This is a genomic window from Polyangium fumosum (genome assembly GCF_005144585.1).
GTDB classification, from domain to species: Bacteria; Myxococcota_A; Polyangia; order Polyangiales; family Polyangiaceae; genus Polyangium; species Polyangium fumosum.
The window spans coordinates 1-25,929 of record NZ_SSMQ01000033.1; the positions used below are offsets into that span (position 1 = coordinate 1).

At 67.0% G+C, this 25,929-nt stretch carries 25 protein-coding genes and 1 pseudogene; 6 read left to right on the plus strand and 20 right to left on the minus strand.

Annotated features, from left to right (window positions below; translation table 11 throughout):
* The 3 genes and pseudogenes from E8A74_RS55000 to E8A74_RS27790 all read left to right on the plus strand — a co-directional run.
* Window positions 1–1,068, plus strand: a pseudogene (locus tag E8A74_RS55000) (SpvB/TcaC N-terminal domain-containing protein); the annotation flags it as partial.
* Window positions 989–3,151 carry an RHS repeat domain-containing protein gene (locus tag E8A74_RS27785; RefSeq protein WP_232379776.1) on the plus strand — a complete coding sequence of 721 codons (2,163 nt, stop codon included), beginning with the start codon at window positions 989–991 and terminating at the stop codon, window positions 3,149–3,151. The pseudogene E8A74_RS55000 and the gene E8A74_RS27785, both read left to right, overlap by 80 nt.
* Window positions 3,152–3,463: 312 nt before the next feature.
* The gene (locus E8A74_RS27790) at window positions 3,464–5,221 is read left to right on the plus strand and encodes a tetratricopeptide repeat protein (protein ID WP_170229422.1); all 1,758 of its coding nucleotides are present in this window, start codon (window positions 3,464–3,466) and stop codon (window positions 5,219–5,221) included.
* A 551-nt stretch (window positions 5,222–5,772) separates the two neighbouring features.
* Here the strand turns inward: E8A74_RS27790 and E8A74_RS27795 are convergent.
* The 4 genes from E8A74_RS27795 to E8A74_RS27810 form a co-directional block, all read right to left on the minus strand.
* Window positions 5,773–6,264, minus strand: a complete 492-nt coding sequence (locus E8A74_RS27795; protein ID WP_136932109.1) for an AgmX/PglI C-terminal domain-containing protein — start codon at window positions 6,262–6,264, stop codon at window positions 5,773–5,775.
* 67 nt (window positions 6,265–6,331) lie between these two features.
* Window positions 6,332–7,381 (minus strand): glycosyltransferase family 4 protein, encoded by a 1,050-nt coding sequence (locus E8A74_RS27800; RefSeq protein WP_136932110.1) that lies wholly within the window; start codon window positions 7,379–7,381, stop codon window positions 6,332–6,334.
* A 140-nt stretch (window positions 7,382–7,521) separates the two neighbouring features.
* Complete coding sequence (locus tag E8A74_RS27805) at window positions 7,522–8,355, minus strand: SDR family NAD(P)-dependent oxidoreductase (RefSeq protein ID WP_136932111.1); 834 nt, start codon at window positions 8,353–8,355, stop codon at window positions 7,522–7,524.
* 37 nt (window positions 8,356–8,392) lie between these two features.
* Window positions 8,393–9,574 (minus strand): tetratricopeptide repeat protein, encoded by a 1,182-nt coding sequence (locus E8A74_RS27810; RefSeq protein WP_136932112.1) that lies wholly within the window; start codon window positions 9,572–9,574, stop codon window positions 8,393–8,395.
* Between the two features lie 142 nt (window positions 9,575–9,716).
* Between E8A74_RS27810 and E8A74_RS27815 the strand changes: the two genes are divergently transcribed.
* On the plus strand, window positions 9,717–11,309 hold the full coding sequence (locus tag E8A74_RS27815; protein WP_136932113.1) for a tetratricopeptide repeat protein: 1,593 nt from the start codon (window positions 9,717–9,719) through the stop codon (window positions 11,307–11,309).
* 377 nt (window positions 11,310–11,686) lie between these two features.
* Here E8A74_RS27815 and E8A74_RS27820 read toward each other — a convergent pair whose 3' ends face one another.
* The 5 genes from E8A74_RS27820 to prs form a co-directional block, all read right to left on the minus strand.
* Entirely contained in the window at window positions 11,687–11,974 is a 288-nt protein-coding gene (locus tag E8A74_RS27820) for an antibiotic biosynthesis monooxygenase family protein (protein WP_136932114.1), read from the minus strand.
* Between the two features lie 154 nt (window positions 11,975–12,128).
* On the minus strand, window positions 12,129–12,905 hold the full coding sequence (locus E8A74_RS27825; protein ID WP_136932115.1) for an ABC transporter permease: 777 nt from the start codon (window positions 12,903–12,905) through the stop codon (window positions 12,129–12,131).
* Window positions 12,902–13,708, minus strand: a complete 807-nt coding sequence (locus tag E8A74_RS27830) for an ABC transporter ATP-binding protein (protein WP_136932116.1) — start codon at window positions 13,706–13,708, stop codon at window positions 12,902–12,904. Before E8A74_RS27830 ends, E8A74_RS27825 begins: the two co-directional genes overlap by 4 nt.
* The gene (locus tag E8A74_RS27835) at window positions 13,705–15,417 is read right to left on the minus strand and encodes an ArnT family glycosyltransferase (RefSeq protein ID WP_136932117.1); all 1,713 of its coding nucleotides are present in this window, start codon (window positions 15,415–15,417) and stop codon (window positions 13,705–13,707) included. Before E8A74_RS27835 ends, E8A74_RS27830 begins: the two co-directional genes overlap by 4 nt.
* Before the next feature lie 56 nt (window positions 15,418–15,473).
* Entirely contained in the window at window positions 15,474–16,400 is a 927-nt protein-coding gene (gene prs / locus E8A74_RS27840; RefSeq protein ID WP_136932118.1) for a ribose-phosphate diphosphokinase, read from the minus strand.
* Between the two features lie 60 nt (window positions 16,401–16,460).
* Here prs and E8A74_RS52765 point away from each other — a divergent pair, with 60 nt between their 5' ends.
* Entirely contained in the window at window positions 16,461–17,006 is a 546-nt protein-coding gene (locus tag E8A74_RS52765; RefSeq protein ID WP_170229423.1) for a hypothetical protein, read from the plus strand.
* Window positions 17,007–17,010: 4 nt separating this feature from the next.
* Here E8A74_RS52765 and E8A74_RS27850 read toward each other — a convergent pair whose 3' ends face one another.
* The 8 genes from E8A74_RS27850 to E8A74_RS27885 all read right to left on the minus strand — a co-directional run bounded on the left by E8A74_RS27850 (window position 17,011) and on the right by E8A74_RS27885 (window position 22,662).
* Window positions 17,011–17,382, minus strand: coding sequence for a hypothetical protein (locus tag E8A74_RS27850; RefSeq protein ID WP_136932119.1), 372 nt, complete (start codon window positions 17,380–17,382; stop codon window positions 17,011–17,013).
* 473 nt (window positions 17,383–17,855) lie between these two features.
* Entirely contained in the window at window positions 17,856–18,227 is a 372-nt protein-coding gene (locus tag E8A74_RS27855) for a hypothetical protein (RefSeq protein WP_136932120.1), read from the minus strand.
* A gap of 23 nt (window positions 18,228–18,250) precedes the next feature.
* Entirely contained in the window at window positions 18,251–18,637 is a 387-nt protein-coding gene (locus E8A74_RS27860; protein WP_136932121.1) for a hypothetical protein, read from the minus strand.
* Window positions 18,638–19,105: 468 nt separating this feature from the next.
* Complete coding sequence (locus E8A74_RS27865) at window positions 19,106–19,489, minus strand: hypothetical protein (RefSeq protein ID WP_136932122.1); 384 nt, start codon at window positions 19,487–19,489, stop codon at window positions 19,106–19,108.
* 23 nt (window positions 19,490–19,512) lie between these two features.
* Window positions 19,513–19,893, minus strand: a complete 381-nt coding sequence (locus E8A74_RS27870) for a hypothetical protein (RefSeq protein WP_136932123.1) — start codon at window positions 19,891–19,893, stop codon at window positions 19,513–19,515.
* A gap of 554 nt (window positions 19,894–20,447) precedes the next feature.
* Window positions 20,448–21,134 carry a hypothetical protein gene (locus tag E8A74_RS27875; RefSeq protein ID WP_136932124.1) on the minus strand — a complete coding sequence of 229 codons (687 nt, stop codon included), beginning with the start codon at window positions 21,132–21,134 and terminating at the stop codon, window positions 20,448–20,450.
* Window positions 21,135–21,167: 33 nt separating this feature from the next.
* Window positions 21,168–21,596, minus strand: a complete 429-nt coding sequence (locus E8A74_RS27880; protein ID WP_136932125.1) for a hypothetical protein — start codon at window positions 21,594–21,596, stop codon at window positions 21,168–21,170.
* Between the two features lie 16 nt (window positions 21,597–21,612).
* A complete protein-coding gene (locus E8A74_RS27885; protein ID WP_136932126.1) occupies window positions 21,613–22,662 on the minus strand; it encodes an RNA polymerase sigma factor in 1,050 nt (349 codons plus the stop codon).
* A 125-nt stretch (window positions 22,663–22,787) separates the two neighbouring features.
* On the opposite strand from E8A74_RS27885, the gene E8A74_RS52770 reads away from it, so the two are divergent.
* On the plus strand, window positions 22,788–23,768 hold the full coding sequence (locus E8A74_RS52770) for a hypothetical protein (RefSeq protein WP_170229424.1): 981 nt from the start codon (window positions 22,788–22,790) through the stop codon (window positions 23,766–23,768).
* A 3-nt stretch (window positions 23,769–23,771) separates the two neighbouring features.
* On the opposite strand, the gene E8A74_RS27900 is transcribed toward E8A74_RS52770, so the two are convergent.
* The 3 genes from E8A74_RS27900 to E8A74_RS27910 are packed head-to-tail and all read right to left on the minus strand — an operon-like array spanning window position 23,772 to window position 25,840.
* Window positions 23,772–25,001 carry a hypothetical protein gene (locus E8A74_RS27900; protein ID WP_136932128.1) on the minus strand — a complete coding sequence of 410 codons (1,230 nt, stop codon included), beginning with the start codon at window positions 24,999–25,001 and terminating at the stop codon, window positions 23,772–23,774.
* A 10-nt stretch (window positions 25,002–25,011) separates the two neighbouring features.
* Complete coding sequence (locus tag E8A74_RS27905) at window positions 25,012–25,569, minus strand: hypothetical protein (protein WP_136932129.1); 558 nt, start codon at window positions 25,567–25,569, stop codon at window positions 25,012–25,014.
* Window positions 25,570–25,579: 10 nt separating this feature from the next.
* Window positions 25,580–25,840: a hypothetical protein gene (locus tag E8A74_RS27910; RefSeq protein ID WP_136932130.1), complete on the minus strand. Its 261-nt coding sequence runs from the start codon at window positions 25,838–25,840 to the stop codon at window positions 25,580–25,582.
* Window positions 25,841–25,929 lie beyond the last annotated feature (89 nt).

Sequence of the window (25,929 nt, forward strand, 5' to 3'; positions counted from 1 at the left end):
GCCACCCACGAATACGAGGACGAACAGGAGCTGGTCGAATGGGGCGTGACGCCGATCCTGCGTTACGACCCGCTCGGCCGGCTCATCCGAACGGACCTGCCGAACGGGACGCATTCGCGTGTGACGTTCACGCCCTGGGAGCAGGCGAGCTGGGATGGGAACGATACGGTGCTGGAGGCGGGCAATCCCTGGTATGCCGCGAGGCAGCCGAGCGCGACGCCGACGCCTTCCGCGCAGGAGCAGCGGGCGGCGGAGCTGACCGAGGAGCATGCGGAGACGCCGGCGCTGGTGCATTTCGATGTGCTGGGCAGGTCGGTGCGCGGGGTCGAGGACAACAAGACCGCAGGGGTGTACACGACGAAGGCGGTGCTCGATATTGAGGGGAATCCGCGGGCAATCATCGATGCCCGTGGGAATACCGCGATGGAGTATGTCTTCGACATGCTCGGGCGGACGCTGTACCAGAAGAGCTGCGATTCTGGAGAGCGGTGGACGCTGGCGAATGTGCTCGGGAACCCGATTCGGGGGTGGGATGGCCGGGGGCATGTGGTGCGCTCGGTGTACGATGCGCTGAATCGGCGGACGGGGCTGTGGGTGCAGAAGGGGGCGGATCCGGAGGTGCTCGCCGAGGTGACGGTGTACGGCGAGGGGCATACGGATCCGGAGGACGCGAATCTGCGTGGGAAGGTGGTTCAGGTGAAGGATGGGGCCGGGGTGGTGACCTCGGTCGAGTACGACTTCAAGGGGAATTTGCTGGAGAGCCAGCGGCAGCTCGCGCAGAACTATTCGACGCAGCTCGATTGGTCGGGCACGGTGGCGCTCGAGACGGAGGTGTTCACGCAGACGACGGCGTTCGATGCGCTGAATCGGCCGACGAGCCTGACCACGCCGGACCAGAGCGAGATCAAGCCGACGTACAACGAGGCGAGTCTGCTCGAGAAGGTGGAAGCGCGGATTCGGGGTGCGAGTGGCTGGACGACGTTCGTCGATGACATCGATTACGGATGTGAAGGGGCAGCGGGAGAAGATTGTCTACGGGAATGGGGTGGTCACGGAGTACAGTTATGACCCGCTGACCTACCGGCTGAAGCGTCTCAAGACGACGCGGACCTCGGACAGTGAGCTGCTGCAGGACTTGCGATACACGTACGATCCGGTAGGTAACATCGTCGAGATCGCCGACCTGGCGCAGGAGGAGCTCTACCACAACAGCGAGTTGGTCGAGCCGGTCTGGAAGTACGAGTACGATGCGATCTACCGGCTGATCGAGGCGACGGGGCGGGAACATTCGGGGCAGAATGCGGACATCCAGCAGGATGCAAGTGGGTTTCCGCTGGTGAGTGCGGCGAACCCGAACGATCCGCAGGCCATGCGGAACTACGTCGAGAGCTTCGAGTACGATGCGGTCGGCAACATCTTGAAGATGATTCATGCCGCGCAGGGCAGCACGGGGAGCTGGACGCGGCGGTACGACATCGCGGAGATGAGCAATCGGCTCCTCGGAACGAGCTTGCCGGGCGACGACGAGACCGAGTTCTCGGCGACGTATACCTACGACGAGCACGGGAGCATGACCACGATGCCGCATCTGGATGGCATCGAGTGGGATTTCAAGGATCAGAAGCGCGAGGTCGACAAGGGCGGCGGGGGGACGGTCTACTTCACGTACGACGCTGGCGGGCAGCGGGTGCGGAAGGTGTGGGAGCATAGCGGCATTGTCGAGGAGCGGATCTACCTCGGGGGCTTCGAGGTCTACCGACGGCACGAGCTCGGGAATGTCGTGCTGGAGCGAGAGACGCTCCATGTGATGGATGATGCGCGGCGGATTGCGATGGTGGAGACCAAGACGGTTGACGCGTCGGATCCGGATCTCGTGGTGGCGTCACGCGTGCGGTATCAGCTTGGGAATCATCTGGGGTCGGCAGCGCTGGAGCTGGATCAGGCAGGGCTCGTCATCAGCTACGAGGAGTACCATCCATATGGGACGAGCGCCTACCACGCCGTGGCGAATGGGGTCGAGGTCAGCGCGAAGAGGTACAGGTATACGGGGAAGGAGCGGGACGAGGAGACGGGGCTCTACTACCACGGGGCGAGATATTATGCGCCATGGTTGGGGCGGTGGACGAGTGCGGATCCAGCCGGGTTGGTGGATGGTCCCAACCTTTACCGGTACTCTCAAGACAACCCGATCCTGTTCTCTGATCCAAGCGGGATGGTTCCGACAGTTGCCGAGCTCGAGAAGACTGTCAACGCGGCCGAGAGTGAGCTGTACATCCTCAAAGGTCGAGCAGAGTCCCTAACCGAACTCATAGCTAAGCAGGAGGTGACTGTGCACCGCCTTGAGACTCACATGTCAGCCAGCTCCAGAAGCTGGTGGGAAAGAATGAACCCATTCAGCGAAGACAATCGAGCTATTTCAGATCCCAAAAAACAATTGGCCCGCTTTGTGAAAGAGGCTAGGGCGATTAATGAGCGGATTGTTGTCCTAGAGGGAGAATTGATAAGACATCAGATTGATCTTTCCCGTGCGCGAGAGGTTGCAGGCGTCGTGAACGGTGAAATGGACCCGCTTAGCTTCGAGGAATCGATGGCGGCGAGGGCGCGTGCAAAGTCGGTGGAATCGAGCGGGAATACGCGGAACAAAGGACTAGCAACGGAGTCAGCGTTGGAGGGAAACCCGCGTCAGGGAGTAAGCGCTGTCGAAGAGCCATTCAATCCGCAGGGTGGGCAGAAAGGTGCAGTGGTCGAACCGTCAGCTGCAGAGCCTTCGGCTCCAGTTGTTGGCGAGGCTCCGCTTTCCGCCAAAGGAATTTTGCGGAGCGCGACAGAAACTGGCAAGACTGGTCTTAAAGCGTTCGCTCCAATGATTGTCGTCGGCGGATTCCAGTACTTTGCTCAAAGGAATTACGATGATGCTGCCCGACAGCGTGACGGTTATGTGGGCACTCCGACGTCCGATCAGATCAAGCGACAACGAGACGCAGGTTGGGAGTTCTCCGGGAAACTGGATGGCGGTGGAAAACCGGTCTGGGACTACAAGCCTGGATATGATCTGAGACTTCGGGACATGCTATTGTTCCTGTTTAATCCTTTTGATCCGATTCGGAGGAGTGGTCGCCCTGCACCAGCGCCCACTAGAATCGAAGCGTAGCCGTACCCGACGCATGCCGCTTTGATGCGTGTCACCACGGTCCGAGCGGCTGTGGGGGCGAAATCGCGCGCCCGGTTGAGAGCGATTCAAGGAGGGGCTCTTCTGACTCCGAATCGAAGGCCCAAAACCGACATCACGGTCGAACATCCAGTCGCGCGAGAACTCTCGCCCTGAGGCGGTAAAACGCCGTAAAGGTGCGTCGGGCCGAGCGGAGGCTCGGCTTGCCAAACCCCACAAGACCACCAGCACGAGTAACGCAGGAATCAGCCCCCCATGTTAGGTGAATCTATTATGAATAGGAGCAAGCCAGTCATGAACGAGTTCCGCCGCATGATCGGCGCTTCTGCGGTGGTCGTCCGCTGCGCAGCCGATCTCGATCATCAAGCCGAAGGACTTCTCGACGCCGTAGACAGCTACCACCGGGGAGGCGTAGCGCTGTGCGACAGGGTGGTCGTGGAATTTGCGGGGATCCCTTTCACGATGCGCCAAATGCGCGGGGAGCTCGTTTTGCATGGGCTAGAGTTTGCGAACAAGGGGGCACCTGATACCGCCGCCGGCGCCGAACAATCCCTTCGCATCGTCTACGATCAGGAGGCGGTCGCGAGGCGTGCCGGCGCCGAGCCGGCGTATCCACGCTATGATGCCTCGCTGAAACTCGATAGGAGCAGCCTCAAGGTGCCTCGCTCGCGTCTACAGAGAATGGCGCCGAGTGAGCCGCGCGACTCTGGATGGAGCATCGGAGGTACAACGGACAAGGCCGCTGAATCCGCAGAATTCATCACGACGGTGGCGGAGATTTACCGCGTGTGCCCCTGGTTCAGTAAGATGCTCGCATTGCCGCCAGGATATAGCGCAGTCGTGGGTCCTCATAATATCGAATCCATCGAGTCCGAATCGGGTGAGCACGTTTGGATTCTGGATCCGCTTACGCTCGCGCGATTTGGACGCTCTGCGCTCGAGCGGAGCAGTATTGCCGTTCTCGAGCGGGCGGCAAACGCGCTTCTTGAGTCTATTACGAATGAAGGCGAACGCATCCGCCCGGTTCGTAGACTCGCCCGACGTCGGGCGGGCAGCGTGTGGGTGACTTATGCCAATGCGCTCACAGTGCAGGCTCGTTTCAAGCAGGAGGGGGACAGAAACGCGGAACTCGACGCACTCGTGGACGAACTTCGTCATGCCCTCTCGCCAGGCGGAAAATTTGCTGGGGAGGCGGCGCCGTATGCGATCATCGATACGGTTGTCACCCTCTATCGCCTCTATTGGCGCGACGAAGCAGCGGAGGTGCTCGATGGCCTGGTCGCGCCAGGTTCATCCGAACAGGCAGCCCTTCTGTTTCTACGCGCCGCATTTGCAATCGACTCCAACAACTATGCAGGTGCAGTCGAGGCATTGCAGCGTTCCGTTGTGATCGAGCCGAACTCAGCGACTACATGGTACCATCTCGGCGCTGTCCGGCTGGCCGAGGTACGGCTCGAGGAGACTCCGCCTCTGCGCAGTCGATTCGACAAGGTCATCGAAGCTTTCGAGCGCGCGCTTGCGCTTCTGGACATCAGGGGGACGCTGCCCATCGAGCGGTGCATCCGGGATCTCAATCACTCGTCCTTGAGAGCAGATTGGGAATTAGCTGATCTCCTTCGCGAACGCACCGTCGCCCTTCGTGAAGCCGGCCGACTAGACGAAGCATTAGCGTCAGCCGAGCGCCTCGTCAACACGTACCCCGACCAATCGTTGTCATGGGAGATGCTGGGTACTGTATTGACTGCTCTCTACCGCTATGAAGATGCGCTCAAGGTGTATGACAGGGCGATCCAGCAAAGCAAGGGAGTCCCTCCCGACGAGCCGATCCTCGCGCGTGGTTTTGCGAGCCCCTGGTACAATCGTGCTGCGTTGCTCGCTCTTCTCGGTCATCGTGACGAGGCTGTCGCTGATTTGAGGTATGCCCTCAATCTCTCCCCGGATTGGTACAGTGCCGTGTTCCTCGACGAGCGCTTCCAGGAGCTATGCACTGACCAAGAATTGCAACGCCTTGTCGACCAAGCACGCCTACAAGTTCAAGCGCAGCGACAGTAAGAGGGCGGCTCAGGTGTTCGACGGCAGGTAATTCACCTCCGCGGGCATGGCCGCCGTCCCCCTTCCCACGGCCAGACTCCTCCTCACCCTCGCGCCCCGCCGTCACCACACGCAACCCTAACCACGCGATCCAGCCAGAACACGGCCTCCCCATGGCAGACCGCCCCCCCGTCCGCAGCGGTCTCAGCCTCTCCGAACGTCCCAACCCCCTCGCGTCACCGTGACGCGCGCCCGTTCGAGCCTTCGAACACCCACGCGTCACCGTGTCGTCCGGGTCTCCGACCGTTCCAACCCCCTCGCGTCACGGTCGCCCGCGCCCCTTCGACCGTTCGATCCCCCCCGCGTCACCGTCTCCCGCGGGTCTCCAAACGTTCCAACCCCTCCGCGTCACCGTGACGCGCGCCCGTTCGACCGTTCGAACACCCACGCGTCACGTTCTCCGACGACCCTTCAACCGTTCGAACCCCCTCGCGTGCCCACGACGACCTCCTCGGCAGCCGCGCCGAGGAGGTCCTGCCCGCGCTGCTCCGCACTCCTCCGCGCGGCCCTCGTCACTTCTTGATCACGACCTCGCCACCAAACGTCATCGGGTACGTGATCATCACCGTCCCACCACCCGCCGGCCTCGGGAACTTGATCGTCTTGAACGCCTTGCGCACGCAGTCGTCGACCTTCGGGTTTCCCACCGTCGACTTCTTCACGCTCGCCTCGTTCACCACGCCGAGCGGACCGACCGTCGCTTGCAACGTCACCGTGCCCGCGAGCTTGCCGTCCTTGTCCGCGCCGAGCGTGTAACAACTGTCGAACGCCTTCACGTTCTCGTTGACCGCCGCCTGGATCTGCTCGTCGGTGAGCGTGCCCGAGAGCGGCAACGTGTCCGGGTCCTTGGGGGTGCCCTCGGCAGGCGTTCCCTCGGGGGAGGACCCTTGCTCGCCTGTCGCGGTAGGCCCAACGGGCTCCTTGGGTCCCGAGCCGCCCGCAGGTGGCGTCGCCCCGCAGCCCGCGAGGACGACGCAAACGATGGGAGTGACAAACCAACGCATGGCGTGCGACTTCAGTCGAGATGCGGCGCGTTGTCCACCGGGAACGTTACCGTTGGAACCTTACCGCTCACGCGACACGCGCGCGGGCCGCGTGCCCGAGCGCGACGGCGCGGCGGTAGACCGACTCGTACGCCGTCGCCATGACCGACGTGCTGAAGCGGTCGCGGGCGCGGTGCGCGCACTGGAGCCGGTCGAAGTGCGCGAGCTCGGGCGAGCAGGCGACGCGGGCGAGGGCGTCGAGGTCGTCCGGGGGGACCAGGAAGCCGGTCACGCCCTCGTCGACGATCTCCGGGAAGGACCCGCGCGCGAAGCCGATCACGGGCGTGCCGCAGAGCATGGCCTCGACCGCGACGAGGCCAAACGGCTCCTCCCACAGGAGGGGACACACGAGCGCACGCGCGCCCGAGAGGATGCGGACCTTCTGCTCGTGATCGACCTCGCCGTGGTCGAGGACGCCCGGCAGATCGAGCCGCGGCGCGATGTGCTCCTCGTAAAACGCTCGATCCTGCGGGTGTGTGCGGCCGCCGAGGTGGATGGGCATGTCCACGAGGCGCGCGAGGTCGAGCGCGAGGTGCGTGCCCTTCTCCTCGCAGTACCGCCCGATGTGCGCGAGGTAGCCGTCGTCGTGGAGGCTCGGCGGGTATCGGTTCGGCGAGAGGCCGTGATGGATGACGCGCGCGCGCCCCAGCGGGACCTCGAGGTCGAGCTGACGTTGGCTGATTGCCACGTAGTAGACCTGCGGGTGCGACGCGTAGATCCGCGAGAACGATTCCTCGCGGTGGTGGTGCAACGTGTACACGATCGGCACACGCAAAAAGGCGGAGACCGGGAGGCCGAGCGGGCTGTTCAGGTGGACCACGTCGAAGGTGCCACGCGCGATTTCCGCGAGCGCCCACGCGACGTGGTTGACCTCGTCGGCAGCCGTGGGGGGCCAGACGGGGCGGTGGTAGAGCGCGCGTTTGCGGCAGCTCGTGATGGAGTCGCCTGTGGTGAACACCGTCACGGCGTGGCCGCGCGTGTCGAGCTCCTCGGCGAGCTCGTAACAGAAGAGCTCGGTCCCGCCGTAGCCGATGGGCGGCATGCGGATGAATGGGGTCGAGATCATCGCGATGCGCATGGCTCACCGTGCCTCCCGCGCGCGTCCGCCCCCTTTGCGCGCAGAGCAGAGGAGCTACACGTGGCGTGCCATCGCGGGAGGAACGAATCCCTCACCCCCAACCCCTCTCCCGCGCGGGAGAGGGGAGACGAGAGGAAACGTCACAGCTCGGGTGCTTGCCAGGCTTCGAGGCGACGCCAGATCGTGGCGAGCAGATCCGGCGCCGAACGTTTGAGCGCATAGATCAGGTGCGCCTCGGCCGTCACGGGGACGAGGCCCTGATCGTGCTCGACGGCGTTCATGATCTTCTCGGCCACGAGATCCGGCGAGGCGCCGCGCTCCATGAGGCGGCGCGAGCGCTCCAGCGCCGCGGGCTCGGCAAAACGGCCGTGGCGGCGGCTCGCCTCGTTGATGTTCGTCCGAATGAACCCGGGGCAGATGGCCGTGACGCCGATGCGGTGGCGGCGCAGGTCCGCGCGCAGCGCCTCGGAGAAGCCGACGACGGCAAACTTCGTCGTCGAGTACGCGAGGAGCAGGCGGCTGCCCGCGAAGCCCGCGGCCGAGGCGATGTTGACGACGTGGCCGCCGCGGCCTCGATCGATCATGCGCGGCACGAAGAAGTGACAGCCGTGCACGACGCCCATCACGTTGATGCCCATCACCCAGTTCCAGTCCTCGAGCGTGGTGTCGCGCAGGCCGCCCGTGACCGCGACGCCGGCGTTGTTGACGAGCACGTCGATCGCAGGAAACGCGGCGTGCACCTCGTCCGCGAAGCTCTGCATGGCTGCAGCGCTCGACACGTCGACCTTGCGCGCGAGCACACGCCGGCCCTGCGCGCGCGCCGCGGAGGAAACGTCGTCGAGCTTCGCCTCGTCGACGTCGCAGACGACGAGATCCGCGCCCTCCTTGGCGAACGCGAGCGCCGTCGCCCGCCCGATGCCGCTGCCCGCCCCCGTCACGAGGACAACCTTGCCCGCAAAACGCCCGCTGCTCATGGAAGCGACGGAAGCGCCCCGCCGGGCGGGCGTCAAGTCAGGTGCCGAGCGTGACGAGGAGCGCTTCGACCGCCGGAGGCCAGATCGCCTGCGGCTCCGTGAGCATGCCGCGCTCTTCGAGGACCCGGTAAATCGCGAGCGCGCGGCGCAAGAGAGAGCGCGCCTCCAGCCGCTCGGACGACGTCCCCTCCGCGAGCACCGTGGCCGCGCGGAAGCAAAAGAGCGCGTGATCCCCCTGAATCTCAGGCACGTCCGGCTGCTCCGACGCGAGCCGCGCCGCGAGCGCGAGGCCCGTCCGGAACGCTTCGAGCGCGCCACGTGGATCCGCCATCGCGCGGAGGACGTGGCCGATGCGGCCGTACGTGCCGTAAAGGTCACGCCGCGCCTCGTCGTCGTACGTGGACTCGGCGAGGTCCTCGCGGAGCACGAGGCAAGCGCGGTAGGCCGCGAGCGCCTCTGGTTTCTCGCCCATCGCGCGCAGCACCTCGCCGATGCTCTCGTGGCAACGCGCGAGCGCGCGGCGGCGGTAGATGTCGTCGGGCGCGTCACGCGCGAGCCGATCCCGCACGACGAGCGCCTCCCTGTACGCCGCGAGCGCACCCGGGCCGTCTCCGGCGGCGAGGAGCGCGTCGGCGTACCGGTCGCGCGTGAGCGCGACGAGGGAGCGATGATCCTGATCGTCGGGCGCGCCCTCGGCGAGGCGCTCGGCGAGCGTCATGCCGCGCTGGAAAGCGGCCGCCGCCGCGGCCTCGCGCTCGTCTTCGAGCAAGTAGTCGCCGACCATGACGTGGCAGAGGGTGACGCCCGTGAGCACGCCGGCGATGGCCTCGCGGAAGAGCTCCTCTTGGTGTTCGGCGTCGTCGAGGGAGCGACCATCCCGCGGGTAGAGGGTGCGATCCGAAAGCAGGCCGGCTTGCTCCGGCGCGCCGGCGCGGGCGCGGAGCGGGATCACCACGGCCCGCTTGTCACGCTCCATCGCGAGGCCCTCGCGCAACGTCGTCTCCACGGCCGAGCCGGACGCGAGGGCCTCGGGGCTCGCGAGCACCACGATCACGTCGGCGGTGCGGAGGCGGGAGCGCGTGTCCTGCGGGGGGGCCGCCTGCACGGATTCCCGTACGATCCCGGCTTCGACGAAGGTCGCGAGCCGCGCGCAGAGCTCCTCGCGGATCACCTGATCCCCGGGGGCGGAGGACACGAAGAGCTCGACGGCGTGGTGCATGACGGCGACTCGCGTCCCATCTTACCAGCCCCGCGCCTCCCGAGGCTGCCGTTCCCGTGCTCTCTTTGAAATCGAGAGATCCGAGCCGATCCCTGGTAAATTCGCCCCTTGATAGGGACCAACCCCTGAGGACACGGGCCTGATGCGACTCTTGATCACCGCGATTTCAGCGCAGGACGGCGTCACGAGCGCGCCCCTTGCGGCCACGGGCGCAGGGCAGCTCAAGAGCCGCCTCGGTCGCGAAGACGCCGCGTTCCAGGTCGCGGAGGCCGATCCCGGCCGCGACCTGGCCGAGCAGATCGAGGCTCTGCTCGCCGAGCGCGGGCCGAGCTTCCGCGACCCCGTGATGCTCTACGTGGCGTGCCCCGCGCTCCTGTCGATCGACGGCGAGCTCTTCCTGTCCCTCGATCCAAGGAACCCCACCGTCGGCGACGCGCTCGCAGACGTCGCGGCCGTGCTACGTGACGGCGCGCCCGGGCCAAAGCTCATCGTGCTCGAGCTCGCGGACGCGAAGCTCGGGCTCGATCCGACGCGCGCCGAGGTGCTCGTGCGCGCAGCAGAAGCAGCGACCGATCCGGCCACGAGCGGCATCGAGCTGATCCTCGGCGCGCGCCCGCGCACAGCCGACGCCGCAAGCTTGCCGCTCGCGCAAGCGATGGTCGCCGAGCTCGACGCGCTGCCGAGCGGGCGGACCTTGACCTCACGAGGCCTCTTCGATCGGCTCATGAGCAAGCTGCGCGAGTCCGTGCCCTGCCTCCACCACGCACGCGCGAAGGTGAGCTTCGAACTCGTCGTAGGCAAGCCAGGGCGGCGCGACTCGACCTCCACGATGCCCGCGCCACGCCTCGACGTGCTGCCGCGGAGCGCGACGCCGCCGCCACCCGCAGCGCAGGCCGTGCTGCCGCCGCCGCCACCCGCAGCGCAGCTCGTGCCTCCGCCTGCCGAGGAGCCGCGCCCGGCGCCGCGCGAGCCCGAAGTCTCGTTCGCGTTGCCACGCCCGCCGCGCACGTTCCATCCGCCGCCGCCGCCGGACGACGTGGATCTCACGTGGGCCGAGGAAAACGAAGACTGGGGCAGCATGCCGCGCGTGATCCCGCTGGCACGCCCACTCGCCGCGCCACCCGGCGCCTCGCTCCCACCACCGCCGATGGCGACGAGCAGCGGAAGCACCTCAATCCTCGGGACGGACGGGCCGATCTCGAGCCCCATCTCCGGCCGCGAGATCTCTCCCTTCGCGCGGTACACCGTCGAAGGCGAGCTGCTCGCATCCCAAGGCGATCCCAACGGCGCAATCGCCGCCTTCCGCAAGGCGCTCTCCGTGCTCGGCCCCAGCGGCGATCCACACGCGCGCGCCGAGATGTACGTGCGCATCGGCGAGCTCCGGTCACGGCACGGCGAACCAGACGACGCGATCTCGGACTTCGAGAAGGCACTCGCGCTGCGCCCCGGCCACATCCCCGCGCTCGAATCGCTCCTCCTGCTCTGCGTGTCCACGCGCGACTGGCGCGGCGTGATGAGCGCCGAAGAGCGTCTGCTCGCAGCGCTGCCAAGCGACACGCTCCGCTTCGAACGACTCATCGAGTTCGCCTCACGCTGGGAAGGCGAAGCAGAGAAACCCGCACGCGCGCGTCTGCTCTTCGAACGAGCACGCGAGGTGCGCCCGCAAGATCCGATCGTGGTCGAACAAATCCGTCGACTCGCGCTGAAGTCACTACCGCCAGCACCGCGGGAGTGAACTCTCTCGAAGGCGTTGCGCCGGGGTTTCACCCCGGGCCCCGACCAGGGGTTGTCCACCCCTGGACCCGGACCAGCGAGGCGCTGGACCCGGGGTCGATGAACTGCGCGATGCGCAGTTCATCGAACAGCCGGTGGCAAGACCGGCGACGACGTTGCCAACGCAAAGCGCGGCGCTGCTGGTTCAACGGGCAACGCACACCTCGCCGGCTTGACACCCACCTCCGTGGTCTTGCCACCGGCCCGTTGGAAGAACTGCGCATCGCGCAGTTCTTCCACCTCGGTCCAGGCCGTGCCTGGTCCGGGGTCGAGGGGGCGGACAGCCCCCCGCGGGGTCCGGGGCAGCGCCCCGGCGCGGCGGCGTCGTCTCCACCCGCGTCAGGCGATCGACTCGGCCTCGTACATTTTGATCTGCGCCTTTGTCATCGCTTCTTCGCCGCGGAGGCCTTTGTGGTGTTTGCGGAACAGCTCGGAGCGTGGGTAGGCGAGGAAGGCTTCGCGTGTGGACCAGCGGGAGACGGCGAGCAATGCGCCTTCGTCTTGCCAGAGCTCGATGCCTAGGAATCCTTCGAACTGGTCGAGGTCGTGCGCCGTGTCGCGGAAGGCCCGCCTGATCCGTGCAAGCTCGGGCTCGGGGGCCTGGATGGTGTTGACCACGACGTACATGCGTGACTCCTTCGAGACAGAGCGCGCGTGGCGCGTGCACGTTCGGGGCAAACCGTGTTCCACCCCCGACGTGGAAAAGCCTGTAGCATGGGGGCCGGAGCGTTTGCCATGACCACCGGCGCGCGCGAAGTACGCGCGCTGAGCGCTCGTGGGATCAGCTCTTCTCCGAGGGATGCCACCGCCGGAGCAGGAGCCAGCCGCCGAGGTTCGTCGCGCCGAACAAGCCGAGCCCGAGCGCCGAGGCGCAGAGCACGGCCGCGAAGAGCAGGTCGGTTCGGAGCTGCCGCGGCGCGCTCATGATGAGGATGCCGAGCCCGGGCGTCCCCTCGGCGAAGCCTGCCACGAATTCTCCGACGATGGCCCCGATCACTGCGAGCCCGCCGGCGATGCGCAGGCCTGTCACGATGCTCGGCAGGGACGAAGGCAGGCTCAGGAGCAGGAGCGTGCGCAGCTTGCCCGCGCCGTACAGGCGGAAGAGGTCGCGCAGCGCGGGCTCCACGGATCGTAGCCCCGAGAGCGCGTTCGCCACGACCGGGAACACGCTCACGATGAAGGCCGACACGCTCACGGCGCGCTCGCCTGGCCCGAACCAGAGCACGAGCAGCGGCGCGATGGCCACGATCGGCACGGTCTGCAGGAAGACGGCGTAGGGGTAAAAGGCACGCTCGAGCAGGCGCGAGGCCGAGAGCGCCACGGCCACGAGCACGCCGATCACCCCGGAGAGCGCGAAACCGAGCAGCGCGCTCTTGGCCGTCGTCCAGGTCGCGAGCCCGAGCGTGGTCGCGTCGGCGGCGAACGCGGCGGCGATCTGGCTCGGCGGCGGCAGCAGATACGCGGGCACTGCGAGCACGCGCACGAGCGCCTCCCAGGCGCCGAGCAAGAGCACGAGCGAGAGCAGGGGCGGGGCCGCGGCGGCGAGGGACGTCTTCACGGCGCCTCCCCCGCGAGGAGCGCGTCCTGCAGCGGACCGAGCGCGCGCGCGAAGTGAGGATCGCTGCGCAGGGAGGCGGCGCGCTCGCGCGGGAGATCGATCGGCGTATCGAGCAGGATCCGCGCCGGGCGCCGGGAGAACACGATGCATCGCTCGGCGAGGTAGGCGGCCTCTGCGTTCGAATGCGTGACGAAGAGGACGGTCATGCCGAGGTCGAGCCAGAGCGCGCGGAGCTGATCGTCGAGCCTTTGGCGTGTGAGCTCGTCGAGGGCGGCGAAGGGCTCGTCGAGCAGGAGGATGCTCGGGCGCGTGACGAGGGCGCGGGCCAAGGAGACGCGCATCTTCATGCCGCCCGAGAGTTCTGCCGGATGCCGCGCCGCCGCGTCGCCGAGGCCGACCTGCTGGAGCGCGACGAGGGCCTGCGCGCGCCGCTCGTCCCGGCCGACGCCCGCGAGCTCGAGCGGCAAGGCGGCGTTGTCGAGCACGTTGCGCCAGGGCAAGAGGTGGGCGTCCTGGAACACGTAGGCGATGCGGGGCCGCTCGGCGCCCTCCGGGGCGAGGAGCTTGACGGAGCCGCCGTCGGCCTGGTCGAGCCCGGCGACGAGCCGGAGGAGCGTGGATTTGCCGCAGCCGGAGGGGCCGAGCAGGGCGACGAAGGTGCCGGCGGCGACGTCGAGGTCGAGGCCGTCGAGCACGACGCCGCTGCCGGCAAAGACACGCCGCGCGCGCTCGACGAGGACCCGCACCCCGCCCGGGCGAGGCGCGTCCGCTGCGAGGCCGGGTGCGAGGACCAGGGAGGTCATGGCGTCCCTTGGGTCGCCTCCAGGTACACGTCCATCTGGCCGATCGACGTGTGGTGCACGTATTTCTCGTCGAGCAGCCGCTGCATCTCCGGGAAATCGCGCATCGAGTCCGCCGAGTCGAAGGCGTCGCCCGTCACGTGCGGGAAGACGTCGTAATGCTCGACCACGATCGCCGCGGGGGGCGCCTTTTCGAGATCGGCGAGCAGGACCTTCCGGTGCTCCTCCTTGGCCCAGGAGACGCGCTGCGGGACGTTGTAGATGTACCGGGTCGCCGCGGCGCGCTCGGCCATGTCGTAGATCGACGGCTCGAAGCCCCACACGAAAATGGGGCGGTTCGCGGGGACCACGCTCCGGAGCAGATCGGCCACGGCGCGGTTCGTCACGGTATTCACGTCGGCCACGCTGGCGAGCTCGTCGAGGCCCCGCTGATTGCCGAGCCCGTCGGCCACGAGGGCCAGGCGTTTTTGCGTGCGCACGAGGAACGAGCCCGGGACGTCCTTCGTGGCCGTCCGGCCGAAGGGCACGATCAGGAGCACCAGGAAAAAACCGGCCATGCCGAGCGCCCCGCGCGCCCGCGCCCGCTGGGAGAGGGCGTGATACCCGAGCGCGGCGACGAGCCCGGTGAGCGGCCAGGTCGCGCCGTAATGGTAGGGGAAAAACTTCCCCTGCATGGCCACGCCGACGAGGTGGATGAATGCAATGCCGAGCGCGAGCAAGGCGAGCGGCCGCTCGCGCGCGCCCAGGCCGAAGCCGAGCGCGAGGAGCAGGCCCACCGTGGGGACACTCCCGTATTGCTGGAACCACTCGGTGAAGGCCCAATAAAACATCGCCGTCGGGGCCGCGCCGTGCCAGCCGAGCGCCGTGTAATAGGGCGTGAAGACGAACAGGACGCGGTGCAGGTCCCCGAGCGCGCCCCGCGCGGCGAACCAGGCCGCGCAGAGCACAATGGGAATCGCCCCGCCCGCCGCGAGGAGCAGCGAGGGGCGAAGGAGGCCACGGGCGGCGGCGCGCAGGCGCTCGATCGTCGGGCGCGTGGGATCCGTATCCCACCACGCGGGCAGGAGCGCGACGAACGCGGCGCCGCCCACGAGCGGCGGCTTGAGGAGACCGGCGAATCCGAAGAGGAAGCCCGCGACGAGCCAATCCCGCGCCTTCGTCGCCGCGGCGGAGGGCAGGCCGGACGGGCCTCTCCGTGGGGCGCAGAGCAGGGCGGCGATCGTGATCATGCCGCCGAAGGACTCGGGCTGGGACGTGTGCCAGAAGTCGAGCTGCGCGTGGACGAGGACGCTGATCGTGGCGGCGAGGAGCCCGAGCGTGCGGCTGCCCCAGAAGCGAAGCGTGAGGCGCGTCATGCCGAGCGTCATGAGCGCGAGGCCAAAGACCTCGAGGACGCGGATGCCCACCTGCGCGGAGCCGAAGAGGAGCCGGGCGAGGGCGTAGATCAGGAAAATCCCGGGGGGCTTGAAGTCCCAGGCGTCGCGATAGGGCATCCCGCCTTCGAGCACGGTGCGCGCGACGACCGTGTAGATGCCCTGGTCGCGGCCGTGGCCGAACAGGAGGATCTGGCCGAACAGGAAGACGAGCGCGGCGAGGCACGTGGCGACGAGCGCGCGTTCGGCGAGGAGGTCGAGCTGGCCCGGGATCACGGGCGCCGGGGGCGGCGTTTCACGCTCGGGGGCGGAGGACGGGTCGTCGGCGGCGAGAGTCACCGGGGCGACGTTCTAGTCGGGATCGGCGGAGGCTCCAACCAATTTGGGCCCGTCCGTCAGATGCGGTACGTCCGTTCGATCGCGGCCACGAAGAGCGGCGCTGCGGACTCGATGGCGCTCGTCGCGAGCTGCTGGCTGCCGGGGTGCGAGTCGGTGCCGAGGATGTGCTCGAACATGCCGCTCGCGCGGAGTTTTTCGAGGGCGCCGGGGGGCAGGACGAGGTGGCTCGCGACGGCGTGGCAGCGCGTCGCGCCCGCGGCGAGGTAGGCCGCGGCGGCCTGGATGAGCGAGGATCCCGTGCGGATCATGTCGTCGTAGATGACGACCTCGCGGCCGCGGACGTCGGCGTTGACGCCGGTGACGGCGAGCTTGCCCGTGTCGGGATCACGGCGCTTGTAGACGAACGCGGGCTCGACATCGAGGTCACGCGCGAGGCTCTGGACCCACTTGGCGCGGCCGGCGTCGGTGGCGCCGAGCAGGTACGAGCGGCCGTCCATCGTGCGCTGGATGAGCTTCGTGACGAGCGACGCGCCGTAGAGGTGGTGGGTGACGTGGCTGTCGCCAAAGTAGTAGGGGATGCCGTCGGTGTGGAGGTCGAAGAGGTAGACGCGCGTGCCGCCCTCGCAGGGCGGGATGGCCGAGACGAGGCGCGCGCGGGTCTTCGCGGTGACGACCTCGCCGGGCAGGACGGCGCGCTCCATGGTGGCGTAGCCGAAATACGGCATGACGATGGAGAGGGAGCGGGCGCCGCCGGTGCTGATGGCGCAGCCGAGGTCGTAGAGCTCGAGCCAGTCGAGGTCGGTGGGGGTGCCGCCGAGCAGCACGACGTCGCGGCCCCACGGGTCCTCGGCGACGCGGAGATACCGCTCGCCGTCGGGGAAGGTCTTGTGCACGATCTCGCCGCGATCGAGTTCGCCGGCCGCGAGGAAACGGGGCTCGAGGTAGGCGTACGAGGAGATCGTGAAGAGGAGCTTTCTGGCCATGGCAGCGCGGGTTCTCCTCGCCCATCTTGGCGCCGTTGTCACGTCTGGAAGGAGGAACCCATGCGAAAAATCGTGTCCCCCGGCCCGCTCGTGTCCACCCTCGCCGTGCTCCTGCCGCTCGCGGCGCTGGGCGTCCCGGGCGTCGCGCGGGCGGACGAGGCTGCGCCGCCTGCGGAGGGGAAGGCGGAGGAGCGAGGCGGATGGGATGGCCGGTTCGTCGCGGGGATGAGCGCGTTCGGGGTGTCGGCGGTGTCGCTGGGGCTCGGGATTCTGTCGACGTATCAGGTCTCCGAGGCGAACGAGGCCATCCGAACGAGCGTGTTCGCGTCGCAGTTCACGCACCAGCAAAACGCGTGCATCGCGGCGGAGGCGTCGGCGGATCCGGGGGCGGCGTTCATCCGGGAGACGTGCGCGCGGGGGAATACGTACAATACGCTTCAGCACGTGATGTACGGGCTGCACGTGGGGGCGGCATTCGCGGGGACGTATCTGATCGTGACGAGCATTCTCGCGGGGGAGAAGAAGGCGGCGGCGGGGAGCGGGGTGGCGGTGGTGCCGGTGGTTTCGGCGGGGTATGGGGGGGTGGTGGTGAGCGGGGGGTTTTGAGGGGTCAGCGGATGGGGCGGAGGTGGTCGTAGCTGCTGTCGAGGGGCTTGTAGGTTGCCACGAGCGTGGCCGACATGTTCTCCGGGTTGATGTCCTTCACGCAGTAGTACACAAGGTCGAAGCGAACGCAGTCACCTTCCAGGATCGTGGCGGGCGGGGGCTCGAAGCCTTCGCCCCACCAGTTCGGTGCCGATTCGGGCACATTGCATTTCCACGCCATGAACGCGGAGTCCGGCTTGATGGTGACTTCGCGTAGCCAGACATTGCAATCCTTCACGCGTGTTGGCTTGTCGAGCTCGACCGTGATCTCGGAGGGCTCGGCGCGGCTGCATGCGGAGAGGACGAGGGCAACAACGATGAAGACTGAAAATCGCATGGTCAATCACCGGAACCGAGGTGTTTGTCACAGGTTTTGAAGCTTATTTCTTCTCTGGGCTTGCAATCGAGGCATTTTCGGCGCATTTCGTTGCAACAATCGTAACAACCTGGGCGGGCACTCTTGTGGTCGCAACTGTTTTGACAAAGAGAGGTCGCCTCGTTGCACTTCAACGGGTCCGAGCACTGGATCGCCGTCACGCTGGACCCACCACAGGCCGTGAGCAAGCTCGCCAGGAGGAACATCACCGGACCCACCCGCATGCCCCCCAGCCTGCCGGCGGTGTCCCGACGCGTCAACCTCTTTCCCCGCCTGGATCACCCCTCGCCCCCCGCGCAACCGCCCCGATCCACGCCGCGAGCTGCTCCGTCACCCCGCACAACCGCCTCCTTCGAGACCAGCGGGGTGGCGGTGGTGCCGGTGGTTTCGGCAGGGTATGGGGGTGGTGGTGGTGAGCGGGGGGTTTTGAGGGGTCAGCGGATGGGGCGGAGCTGGTCGTAGCTGCTGTCGAGGGGCTTGTAGGTTGCCACGAGCGTGGCCGACATGTTCTCCGGGTTGATGTCCTTCACGCAGTAGTACACAAGGTCGAAGCGAACGCAGTCACCTTCCAGGATCGTGGCAGCCGGAGGCTCGAACCCCTCGCCCCACCAGTTCGGTGCCGATTCGGGCACATTGCATTTCCACGCCATGAACGCGGAGTCCGGCTTGATGGTGACGCTACGTAGCCAGACATTGCAGTCCTTCACGCGTGTTGGCTTGTCGAGCTCGACCGTGATCTCGGAGGGCTCGCCGCGTGCGCAGGAGGCGAGCGCGAGGGCCAGGATGAGAAGAACGGAGCTTCGCATGGATCCTCGATCGCGGCAGGGAGTCATCGGATCGGGCGGATATGGTCGATTCGCCGGTGCGTGGCCTCGTAGGTCGCCCGTATCTTCACCGAGACCCCGGGGTTGATGTTCTCCACGCAATAAAATTTCATACCGAAGCGCTGGCATTCGCCTACGTAGATGCTGGATGCAGGAGGTTGGCTGCCCGGTCCCCACCAGTTCTTTTCGGCTACGAAGGACTCTGGCACGTCGCAGATGTACGCCAAGTCCGCGACAAAGGGATCCTGCGCGAGCGCATGGTGCAAGAACACGTTGCAGCCGTTCACGTGGGAGGCTTTGCCCACCTGGAGCTCGATCTCGGTCGGCTCGGTCCGTTCGCATCCAGCGAGAACGAGAAGTAGAGCGGCGATGGCGAGGGCATGGCTTTTCATGGTCGGCTTCCTGAGAGAATTCATCAATCGCACCTGCCAAAGTGGGTCCCTTCGTTCACGCAGTCGAGGCACTTTCGGCGCGTCTCGTTGCAGCAATCGTTACAGCTCGGCAATGCCCACTTGTGGTCACAACTGTTATGACAGGAGGTGGTCTGCTCCTCACACCACTCTGGAGCCCTACACTGGGTCGCCGTCACCGTCGACCCACCACAGGCCGTGATCAAGCTCGCCAGCAGGAACATCACCGGACCCACCCGCATGCCCCGAAGCCTGCCGGCCCTCTCCCCACGCGTCAACCTCTTTCCCCGCCTGGATCACCCCTCGCCCCCCGCGCAACCGCCCCGATCCACGCCGCGAGCCGCTCCGTCACCCCGCACAACCGCCTCCTTCGAGACCAGCGGGGGGCGGTGGTGCCGGTGGTCTCGACAGAGTATGGCGGGGTGGTGGTGAGGGGGGCGTTTTGAGGGGTCAGCGGATGGGGCGGAGATGATCGAACCTGCGGTCATGGAGGTTCTCGTAGGTCGCCTTGAGGGTGACCGATTTCCCGGGATCCATCTCGACCATACAGTAGACCTTCTTACCGAAGCGCAGGCAGTCTCCCACCGACATGCCGGTGCATAGGGGGCGCTGGCCTTCACCCCACCAGTTCTTCTCCTTCGCGAACGATTCGGGCACGTCACACACATGCCCCACGAACGCCAGGACGGGCTCCCCTCCCAGCGCCTCATGCAGGAATACGTTGCAGCCGTCCACGTGCGATACCTGGTCCACTTCGAGCGTGATCTCGGAGGGCTCGCCGCGTGCGCAGGAAGCGAGCGCGAGGGCCGCGAACATGCAGAAGAAACCTCGCATGGCTTCTCGACTGCGGCAGGACGTCAGCGGATCGGCCGGAGGTGATCGACTCTCCGGTGCGTGACCTCGTAGGTCGCCTTGAGCGTAACCGACTCCCCGGGTTCCATTTCGACGAGACAGTAGAACCGGTCACCCAGGCGCATGCAGTCTCCCATCATCATCGTGGTGGCTGGCCTTTGGGTTCCCTCGCCCCACCAGTTCTTTTCATTCACAAACGATTCCGGCACGTCGCAGGCGGACGTCATGAAGGAGCCAGGAGGATCCCCAGGAGTCGCATCGTGCACGAAGACGTTACAGCCGTGCACGCGCGTCGCTTTGCCGACTTCGAGTGTGACTTCGGAGGGCTCGCCGCGTGCGCACGCGGCGAGGGCCACGGAGACAATCATGAGGAGTGAAGTTCGCATATTTGATTCCTTGAAAACGTTATCAGTCACAGCGGTCGAACTTGATCTCTTCCTTGGGCGCGCAGTCGAGGCATTTCTGACGTGTCTGTTCGCAACACTTGCCACAACTCGGTCTTGCCCCCGGGTTGCCGCAACTGTTCCAACACAGATTTGTCTGCTCCTCACACCACTCCGGGGCCTTGCACTGGGTCGCCGTCACGCTGGACCCACCACAGGCCGTCAGCAAGCTCGCCAGCAGGAACATCACCGGACCCACCCGCATGCCCCGCAGCCTGCCGGCCCTCTCCCGACGCGTCAACCTCATTCCCCGCCTGGATCGCCCCTCGCACCCCGTACAACCATGCGGATCGCGACCTCGATCCACCCCGTCGCTCCGCGCAACCGGTGCACGCCCAACCTCGATCGCCCCCCGCGCCTCCCGCGACCGCCTCCCTCGCGACCTCGATCGCCCCCCGCACCCCGCGCAACCACCGCGCTCCCCCCCTCGAACCACCCCCGCGCGTCACGCAACCGGGTCGATCAAGACCTCGATCCACCCAGTTGCGCAGGCTCCCTCACGAATCCTCACCCTCCAAACCCTCGTCCGTGGAACCCACCTCACGCTTCCGCTTCGGCCGCGTCGGCTCCAGGAAGGCCGCGACGCGCTTCGGTTGCCCCGGGAAGAGCTTCTTCAGGTCCCCTTCGAGCCGGTCGAGCTCCAGGTTGATGTCCTCCACGTAAAGCTCCTCCGACGTGCTCTGCAAGGCCAGCGCGCGCAGCCGGTCCGCGCGCTCCGTCGCGCTCCCGTCGAGCTTGTTCGTCACCGACCCGAGCCGCAGCGTCCATTGCAATGCGAGCGGCTCGTCCGGGTTCCGCCCGAGCTCGTCGAGCCACGCGCGCCCCTGCTTTACCTCCCGCTCGATCCCGAATGCCTGCGCCGCCGACGGCGAGACGTCCTTGAAAAATCGCGTATAGGGGGGCGCATCCCGCCGGCCCCCCGTCTTGTCCACGACGTCCCTGCCAAACGCCGCGACCTCCGGATCCCATTGCGCATCCGCCACCGCGAGCCGCGCCCGCGCCCGGCCGAGCGCGCGCTCCAGCTTGCGGCGCTCCGCCGAGAGCGTGTCGCCCCTGGCCGTGAGCGATTCCCATAAAGGCGCGAGGTGCTTCGTGGTTTCGTCGCTGGACAGGCCGTCGGCGATGGAGGCGCAAATGTCGGCCGCGAGCTGGGCAGAGGTGTTCGTGCGTAGATGGGTAGCCATGTGCGGAAGGTAACGGGTGCGGCGGGGGAGGTGTCAAGGGGAAAGGGGGCCCCCTCGTCTCGGCCGCTTCACGCGTGGCATGGAAGCGCGTAGCTCGATCAACGCCAGGGTCACGATTTCGGCAGCGTGCTTGTGGGCTTCCGCGATGAGGAGCGCCGTGAGCGGCTCGCCGGCCGGCACGCCGTGGAAGGTCCTTCGGCCGTGCGTGCTCTTGATCTTGTCCGCGGTGACATAGAGGCGATGGTCGCTCCCGACGAGGTAAAGCCCGATCCGCTCCCGCACCGCAGGATCGACGTGGAATCGCTCGGTTTCACGATGCGTCAAGGCAAACCAGGGGGTCGCGTTCGCCCCGCTCTCCGCTTCGGTCCAGAAAGACGAGCCCACATAGAAGACGCCGTCGCTCCGTCGGGCGTACGCCGCGGTGCACCGGGGATCCGGTCTCGCAATTCGCTCGTTGCTCATGGTGTTTCGATTCCCCTCACTTGGGCGACGATCCCGGGCGTGAGAGCGTCGCCCCCGGCGCCGCGGGCACCGCCGGTTTCGTGGCGTTCTCCGCATAAAGAGCCAGCGCCGAGCGCCCCTTGCGCGGCGCCGGCATTTCGTGGTTCTCGTGGACCTCGGGCACCCTCGGCGGAACGGGGCGCGCCGAAGGGACGAGCGCCGGGACACGCGCGATTTCGACGGCCTCGCCGTCGTGCACCGGCGGAAGGGGACTTGCCGCGGGGCCGCATGCGCGCGCGCCGGGCGATCCGGGCATCGCATGGGGATGGGGGGAGGGCGTGGACGAGAGCACGAGAGCCGCCGCACCCATGCCGAGGAGCGCCCGCATCGGCGCGCGATGGGCCGATCGGGTGAGCCGTCGCCACGCGGCCTCGAGCCTCGCGCGCGCCTCACGTGCGAACAGGGCGACGAGCAGGAAGGGCACGAGAGCAAAGGTCCGGCGGCCGGGCCGCACCTCGTCGAGCTGCGCGAGCCGTTTGCGCAGGAGCCGCCGCGTCGCCGAGATACGCGAAAAGATTGTGCTCGGGGCCATGGCCTGCTCGGCTGCGAGATCGCGAATGCCTCGATCGTGGATCAGGTGCTCGACGAGCAGGTGACGTTGCATGTCGTCGAGCCCTCCGAACGCAATCGCGAGCCTCGTTTGTTCCTCCAGGACGAAGGTCGTGTCCGACGCGTCGGGCGTGTTCTCCAGGGCCTCCTGCTCGAAGACGATATCGGGCGCGTTCTGCTGTTTGCGCAGGTGGCGGAGCGTGATGTTTTTCGCGATGGAACAAAGCCATTGGCTCATCCCCTCGCGATCGGCTGGATCCGGGCGCTTCGATTTGGGCTTGCGACAGGCGACCACGAATGCATCATTGACGAGGTCGGCGACATGATCACGATTCGCACCCAATCGACGCACCACACGCCGCATCTGCGTGATGTGGTGCGCGAGGTCCGCCGCCGAGATGCCGAGCTCCTCCCTGGACGCAGGGGCGGCGTCGGCCGAGGTCGTCGGGGGCACGGGGGGGCGGGGCGCTGCCTGCATGTTTGTAAATCCCAGGAGAAGGGCTTTTGTCCGAAAAAATTCGACGAGGGGTCCAGATCGTTTCTCCGGACCACCGGTTTCGGGACGTGGCTCACAGGATCGGGCGACGTGTTGCGTGCGGGGCGATGGGGGTCGTTTCCTGGCTCACCACGTCTCCCGCCCGGGCCGACGAGCTGCTCCACCACCGCCTGGTGTTCGAGGGGGATCGGTCGCTGCCGCTGTGTGACCAGGCGCTCAAGTTCAAGGCGCTCCTCGTCGAGCGGGTGCCGTTCACGGTCTTCGACCCGCCGACGCCCCGCACGCTCGTCGTGCGGGTGCGGCGCGCGCCGAACGGCGACAAGACGGCGGAGGTCTCCGTCAAGGACGAGGCCGGGCAGGTGCTCGCCACGGATCTCCACGTGTACGATCCTGCGTTCGAGTGCTTCGAGATGCTCTACTGGACGGCGATCGACGCGGCGAAGCTCATGCGCGCGGCCGGGACGGTGGCGGCGCCGGAGGAACCACCGGCCCCGCCGGAGCCGCCAGCGCCTCCCCCGCGTCCGCCGCCCCCGCCGGAGCCACCACCCAAGCCTGCCCGCGAGCCCGAGAAATCGACTCCGGTGCCGAGCGTCGCCCCGCGGCGGTACTTCCTGGGGGGCGGGGCCTCGGTTGTGTACAACCTCGCGCCGGAGATCGTGGTGGGGCCACGGTTGTTGTTCGGGATCGAACGCGGGGCGTTCGTTGGGGAGGTGGATGCGAGGTGGTTGCCGCTGCTGGAGACGCGGACGGCTGGCTACACCGTGCTCGACGTTCACACGATGTCCCTCTCGGTTGCGGGGTGCCTGAAGCGGGACTGGCTGCTCGGCTGCGGCATCCTGATGGGCGGTGCCGCGCGCGTCCAGGTGTGGCACCGCGAAGACTACGTGCCGGTGTACAGCGGGTTTTTCGGCGTGGGCGTCCGCGGAGCTGTCGAGGCGCCACTGACGACGTCGATCACAGTTCGCATCGATGCGGAGGGCGTGTGGACACCACGCCCCATCCGCCTCGATCCAAGCTGGTACGGCACCCCGGCGTTGCTACCGCTCCACGTGAGTGGCGGAGCATCTCTCGTGTACGCGATCAAGTGACCGTCAGGTCGTGGCCGCCGGGCAGCATACCGTGATAGGTTTGTCAAGGGACAGTTCACCGACAACCTCCCCCCCGCTCGGGGGGCACGCGCCCTTCGTGTAGTTGAGGAGTTCGGCCGTCTTCCCGCTGAGGGGGGCCCCGGGCATGACGTCGTTGCACGGCGCCGTCATCCCTGCGGTGACCTGACCGCCTGTCTGATAGTCGGTGCAGGCAGGTGCGCCGAAGGCGGACCACAACACCTCACACGTTCCGCCGGTCGGCGCTCCGCACGTACAAGCCGAGCAATCGCGCTTGTCGTTCACCACGCCGTAGAGGACGTGCCGTTCCCCGGTCCACCCCTCGGGGCAGAGGTGCTCCCCCTCCTGGAAGATACAAGAGGCGTAGTCGTCCCCGGCCGGCCCGCAGAACTTCCCGTTTTGCCCCGAACAAGCCGGCCAGGGCTCGGCGCTTGTACACACCCGACCGAAGGGTGTTTCCGGTCCGCCGTTCCAGAGCTTGGCGGGGGGCTCGATGGGATCTCCCTTCGCGTGCGCCTTGCACGGCTGCTCCTCGATCACCGGAGGCGAGATGGTGATCGACCGGACGCACGGCGCGCCGCCGCAGAGAGTGGAGGACAGGATTGCCTTCTCCTGGTTGCAGGTGCCATCCCAGCCAACAGAGGGATCGAAGTTTGTCTTGACACCACCTCCGGGATCTGCGCAGGCCGCCGAGCTAACCGTCCACGTCTCCGGCAGCATGCACGTCCCCTCGGGCTCGTCACACGAGCACTCGCCACATAAAGGAGGAGGCGGCGCGGGCGTGCCTTCGAACGCGACGATCGGCATGTTGTCCGGGCACGACGGCGGTTCGCGCCAGTCGGAGAAAAAGGCCCCATGCCTCCAGTCGTCGGGGGACTCTGGAACGCAGACGCCGTCCGCGCAGAGGGACATGCCGCCGTCCTCTTCACCTCCGTCCGCGCCTCCGTCCGAGCACCTCGGCGGCAGGGGTGGCGGGCCGTCGCACGCGTTCGGGCACTCCCACGGGATCGGCTTGGGCTTGCCGTACCCCGGGTTGTCCGGGTCCTGGCACGCCTCGGGGATAGGGCACGGGCAGCAATACGGGTCGAAGGCCAACTCCTGGGGGCAGCCATCCACACGCTCCTCCCACGGCGGGCCCCCGCAGCCGAGGAAGCCGATCTCCGCGATCGTCCCCCCAAGCGCAAGGAGCAAGCTGAAACGAAAAATAGATCGCATGTGCGTTCTCCTATTGTGTTGACTCTGCGGGAGGTTTTCCCCCGAGATCCCGGACCACCTGGAGCTCCGACGGCCCCACGCGCGGCGCTGCCGATGCGGAAGGAGCCGACGGAATCCGGATGACGATGGGCTTGCCGGATCGAGGTGGGGTCTTCACCGGCAAGGCGGAAGGCGCGGAGCTCGCGCTCGCGCTCGCACTCACGCTCGGCACGACAGGCTCCGGCAACGCGTTCAGCGCGTCACACGACCACGCGCCGAGGAGCACATGCGCGCGGCTGCAACGGACGTTGATGGTGCCGCCGGTCGTGTTGACCTGGAGCGTGTGTGCCCACGGCACACGCTCCCACTTCATCGGCATCGCCTCGCACCCGCGAGGTTGCCCCATGCAGGCGGTTTCGCTGGCCAAACGGTCGACCTCGATGGTCGAGGCGAACACGTTCACGATCCCGAGGATGCTCGCCGTGAAGAAGAGCCCTCCGAGGAAGAACTCGACCCAGAAGACGAACCAGGAACGTCCGGTGACCTGCACGTGTACATGTGGTTGTCGCTGCTGTTGCTGCTCTTTCATCACGACCCCCTCAGCGCGTGCAGGCGTTCCGCCTGTCCGCCTCGAAATACGTCAGGATACAACACAGTGTGATCTCGCTCTGCGGCACGCCGTTCTCGTCGAGCTCCGCCGTCGGCGGACCGTTTGGCTCGTACGTACATGACGCATTCCGCTTCGGCGCGACGGGAATGAGCCCGCGGAGGGGCCATCCCTTCGGACAAGCGTGGACGCCGGGCCGCCGCACGCACTGGAGCGCCTCGTCCGGCAGCCGTAGGTGAGGACCGAAGGTCACCGCGACCTTCCGCGGTGCGCGGAGGATCGCTTCTTCTTCGCGGCTTGGCGCGCACCCGAGGAGCGGCGCGACGAAGAAGAGAGGGATGA